5 protein-coding genes are annotated in these 4,707 nt (G+C 69.0%); 4 read left to right on the top strand and 1 reads right to left on the bottom strand.

Annotated elements, in window-relative coordinates:
* Positions 1-1,260 (top strand): DEAD/DEAH box helicase (locus B4M60_RS13435; RefSeq protein ID WP_291084969.1); only part of this gene is annotated, 1,260 nt, incomplete at its 5' end.
* Positions 1,257-2,189, top strand: a complete 933-nt coding sequence (locus B4M60_RS13430; protein ID WP_291084966.1) for a hypothetical protein — start codon at positions 1,257-1,259, stop codon at positions 2,187-2,189. The genes B4M60_RS13435 and B4M60_RS13430, both read left to right, overlap by 4 nt.
* Before the next feature lie 7 nt (positions 2,190-2,196).
* Here the strand turns inward: B4M60_RS13430 and B4M60_RS13425 are convergent, their stop codons facing one another.
* Positions 2,197-3,132, bottom strand: coding sequence for a hydrogen peroxide-inducible genes activator (locus B4M60_RS13425; RefSeq protein WP_291084963.1), 936 nt, complete (start codon positions 3,130-3,132; stop codon positions 2,197-2,199).
* Between the two features lie 151 nt (positions 3,133-3,283).
* Here B4M60_RS13425 and B4M60_RS13420 point away from each other — a divergent pair, with 151 nt between their 5' ends.
* Complete coding sequence (locus B4M60_RS13420) at positions 3,284-3,880, top strand: peroxiredoxin (protein WP_291084960.1); 597 nt, start codon at positions 3,284-3,286, stop codon at positions 3,878-3,880.
* Positions 3,877-4,401: a carboxymuconolactone decarboxylase family protein gene (locus B4M60_RS13415; protein WP_291084957.1), complete on the top strand. Its 525-nt coding sequence runs from the start codon at positions 3,877-3,879 to the stop codon at positions 4,399-4,401. The genes B4M60_RS13420 and B4M60_RS13415 overlap by 4 nt, the downstream gene beginning before the upstream one ends.
* The last annotated feature ends 306 nt before the right edge of the window (positions 4,402-4,707 follow it).

Genomic DNA, 4,707 nt, shown 5'->3' with positions numbered 1-4,707 from the left:
CTCGGCGTCGCGGTCCCGATACGGCACGCGGTCTCCACCGTCGTCGACGGTCCCGCGAGTGCCATCCAGTCGGCCGCGCTCGCAGACGCGGTCGCCGGCCGAGATCTCCTGGCCGTGGCTCCGACGGGGTCGGGGAAGACACTCGTGTTCGCCGTCGCGGTGGTGCACCGGCTCTCCGGCTCCCCGAGCGTCCCCGGGCGGCCTCGGGCGATCGTCGTCGCACCCACCCGTGAGCTCGCCGTGCAGAACGCGGAGGTGCTCGCGGAGGTCGGAGCGGGAGCCGGGCTCCGCGTGGCGACGTTCGTCGGCGGCCAGCCGATCGCAAAGGACCGCCGGACCCTCGTCGCGCCCGTCGACGTGGCCGTGGGCACCCCCGGCCGGCTCGTGGATCTGATCCGCACCGGGACCGTCTCCACGGCGGACGTCCGGGTCATCGTGCTCGACGAGGCGGACCACCTGCTGGGCCTGTCCTTCGGGGAGCAGACCGCCATCCTCCTCGACGGCTGTCGTGAGGCCGTCCTCCTGTCGACCACGGCGACAGCCGACACCGAGGTCGAGGACCAGCTCCGGGCCCGTCGGCGCGGCCTGCGCATCCACCGGGTCGACGCCCCCGTCGACACGGCGTCGGCACCCTCCTCCGCCGCGGCGGAGGCCCCACGCCGCCTCATCGTGGTGTCCACGCCGGATCCCGAGAGCGTCGCGATCACCCTCGCTGCTCGCTGCCGCCGGGCACTGTTCTTCGTGTCACGACGCGACGCCGTGGAGCCGCTACGCTCCGCGATCGCGGCGACGGGCGTCACGGCGGCCGGGGTGGCGGGGTCGGCGTCCCCCACCCGGCGCGCAGGCGCCTTCGCCGACCTCGCCTCGGGGACCGTGCGGGTGCTGGTGACCACGGACCTCGCCGGCCGTGGCCTCGATCTGGACGGTGTCGGCCACGTCATCCACGTCGGCCCCCCCCATTCGATCCAGGACCTGGTCCACCGGTCGGGCCGGACCGGTCGTGGAGACTCCGCCGCCGGGGTGGTGGCCGCCATCGTCCGTCCATCCGAGGTCGCCCGGATCAGCGCCCAGGCTCGCGAGGTCGGAATGGCCGTCGAACTGGTGGCCCCGGACGGCGGTGTCGCCTCGACCTCGCTGACCGCGCTCTTCGGTCCCGAGATCGCCCCGCCGATGAGGCGGAGGGACCCCGCCCCGCCCTCGCGATCCCGACGCCCGTCTCAGTCCCGCGTGCACCGGCCCAAGAAGAAGCGTCGATCGTGAGCCCCGTGGACGGCCGCACCACCGTGGTCGTCGTTCCCGAGCAGTTCTGGAAGGAGCGGGAGCGTCGGCACGCCACCGCGGTCGACGGGATGACGCGGGATCACCTCGAGCGTCGACGACGCGGAGAGTCCCACCCCGTCGTGGATTTCCTCTTCACCTACTACCGCACGAGCGTGGCCACGGCGCGCCGGTGGCATCCCGGGCCCGGGATGCTCCTCGAGAACGCCCACCTGACCGACCGGGCCGAGTGGCGACACTACGAGCGGGACTCCCATCGAGGCAGGACGGGACTGGTCGTGGACCCCTTATCCGTCCTCTCCCGCTGCGGAGCCAGGATCGATCGGGACCGCCGGGTCGTCGAGGCCACCGCAGCACGATCCGGCTACACCGGGTGCTTCGGTCTCCACGAGTGGGCCATGGTGTACGGCGCGAACGATGTCGACCACCGTCACGGGCGGGTTCCGCTGCGACTGCCCCACCGGACCGTCGACACGGTGGTCCGCGCCTCCAGGCTCCAGTGCACCCACTTCGACGCGTACCGGTTCTTCACCGATGCCGCGGTACCCCTCAATCAGGCATCCCTCACCAGAGAGGGTCAGGTCCGGGACGAACAGCCCGGGTGTCTGCACGCCGGAATGGATCTGTACGCGCATGTCGCGGCCATGGAGGCCGGAGCCCCGGGCGAACTCCTGCTCGACACCCTGTCGGCGGCGTTCGACGCCCGCGAGGTGGATATGCGGGCGTCCCCCTACGATCTCTCCGCCTGGGGACTCGATCCGATCCCGGTCGACACCGCCGAGGGGCGTTCCGTCTTCGTCGCCTTCCAGCGTCGATGGATCCGACGTACCCAGTCCCTGAGGGCCAGGTATGTCGTCGCCGTCGATGCGCTTCAGACGCACGGCTCGCCTGGTCACCACCCCGCCGGCTGAGCGCGGGTCACACCGGCGTCGCGCCGAACAGTTCCTCCGCGACCTCCGTGACGATCCGGCCGAACTCGGCGTAGGCGTCCCCTCCCGCCGTCGCAGTCCGCAGCACCATGCCCATCGTCCGGCCGGGAGTCGGGGCGGAGAACCGCGCCACACCGATATCGGGATCCCTGGTCTCCGGCCGCACGGCGGACTCCGGGACGAGGGTCACGCCGAGGCCGCCCGCGACGCACCGCACGGCGGTCGCCAACGAGGCGGCGCGGGATTCGCTCCTGCCCAGGACGGGCGCCGACACGCTCCTGCACAGGTCCACGGCCTGATCGCGGAGACAGTGGCCCTCGTCGAGCAGCAACAGCGGGAGGTCGACCAGCGTCTCCAGGGGGAGGTCCACCCGGCCGGCGAGAGCGTGCCCCGCCGGGACGAGGAGCGCGAAGGGCTCGTTGTACAGGGGGGTGGAGTGGACACCGGCCGCGTTCGTCGGGACAGCCATGATCGCCAGGTCGATCGCCCCTGTACGCAACCCGTCCACCAGACGAGCCGTCTGGTCCTCGACTATCTGGGGCCGCAACGCGGGAAAGTGCCGGGACAGTGCGGGCAGGAGCCCGGGGAGCAGATAGGGAGCCGCCGTGGGAATCACGCCGATCCGGAGCGCTCCTGCCAGCGGTCCACCGCTTCCTGTGGCGACGTCCGCGACCGCATCCATCGCGGACACCGCGGCGCGCGCATAGGGCAGGAGTTGATGTCCGGCCGGCGTGACGAGGACGGTCCGGGTACTCCGCTCCACCAGGTGGAGGCCCAGCCCGTCCTCGAGGGTCGCCAGCGCCTGGGAGAGCGAGGGCTGACTCATGTGCAGCTCTTCGGCTGCGCTGCGGAAGTGGAGCCGCTCCGCCACGGCGAGGAACACCCTGAGCTGCGTGACGCTCGGAACGAACCTTTGATCGGCCATATCGATCAGTGTAGGCCCACTCATAGCCACTTGGCGATGATTATTAGTACACCCCTATGGGTGATCTATGCCTCATTAGGCTTTACCTGTCACTGAGGGTCGGGCATAGTCAGCCCCGACAGACCGACAGCCCCCTTCCTGAGGAGACCACATGGCAATCCTGACCATCGGTGACCAGTTCCCCGATTTCGAGCTCACCGCGCTCAAGGGGGGCGACCTCAAGGAGGTCAACGCCCAGCAGCCCGAGGACTACTTCGAGACCATCACCAACCAGTCCTACGCCGGCAAGTGGCGCGTGATCTTCTTCTACCCCAAGGACTTCACGTTCGTCTGCCCCACGGAGATCGCCGCGTTCGGCAAGCTCGACGAGGATTTCCAGGACCGCGACACGCAGATCCTCGGTGGGTCGATCGACAACGAGTTCGCCCACTTCAACTGGCGCGCCACCAACAACGAGCTCAAGTCCGTGCCGTTCCCCCTCCTGTCGGACATCAAGCACGAGCTCATCCGTGAGCTCGGTGTGGAGAACGCCGGGGGTGTGGCCGACCGCGCGACGTTCATCGTTGACCCGGACAACGTCATCCAGTTCGTCTCCGTGACCCCGGACGCCGTCGGTCGCAACGTCGACGAGGTCCTCCGCGTGCTCGACGCTCTCCAGTCGTCCGAGGTCTGCGCCTGCAACTGGCAGAAGAACGACCCGACCAAGAACATCGACAAGATGGACATGCTGCAGGAGGGCATCAAGTGAGCATTGAGAACCTGAAGTCCGGACTCCCCGAGTTCGCCAAGGATCTCAAGCTGAACCTCGGGTCGCTCGCGCGGTCCACCGAGCTGACGGAGCAACAGCTCTGGGGCACGTTCCTGGCGACCGCGGCCGCGACCCGGTCCGCGACCGTCCTGTCCGAAATCGCGGACGAGGCGCGTCAGCACCTGTCGGACGAGGCGTTCAACTCCGCCCTGGGCGCTGCGTCGGTCATGGCGATGAACAACGTGTCCTATCGCGCCAAGGAGTTCCTGGGCGAGGACTACACCCAGGTCCGGATGGGGCTGCGGATGAACATCATCGCCAACCCGGGCGTGGAGAAGGCCGACTTCGAACTGTGGTCGATGGCCGTGTCCACTATCAACGGGTGCGAGAACTGCACCGCCGCCCACGATGACGTCATCCGCAAGGAGGGCATCACCAAGGAGCAGGCCTGGGAGGCCGTGAAGATCGCGGCCACGATCTCCGGAGTCGCACAGGCCGTCGAGATCGACGCCAACATCTGACAACACCGCACCGCAGTCCGGCCGAGGGCCTCGTCGATACAGTCGACGGGGCCCTCGGCGTCCGTCCACCAGCCGCCTGCACGAATTGGCACTCCCAAATCCCGGCTCACAGGACTAGGTTCGTAGACACGCCGTGAAAAATTCTCTTCACGCCGAATAGTCGAGATCTGGAGATGCCATGACTACCGGAGGTACCCCATCGGGGGAAGGCTTCCCGAACGACCCATACGGCTCGGGCCCCGGGAACGAGCCCTACCCGCCTCAGGGTGGTGCGCAGCAGGGCTACGGGCAGCAGGGCTACGGGCA

Source organism: Dietzia sp. UBA5065, assembly GCA_002415925.1.
Taxonomy (GTDB): domain Bacteria; phylum Actinomycetota; class Actinomycetes; order Mycobacteriales; family Mycobacteriaceae; genus Dietzia.
This window is presented reverse-complemented; position numbering and strand designations above follow the sequence as displayed.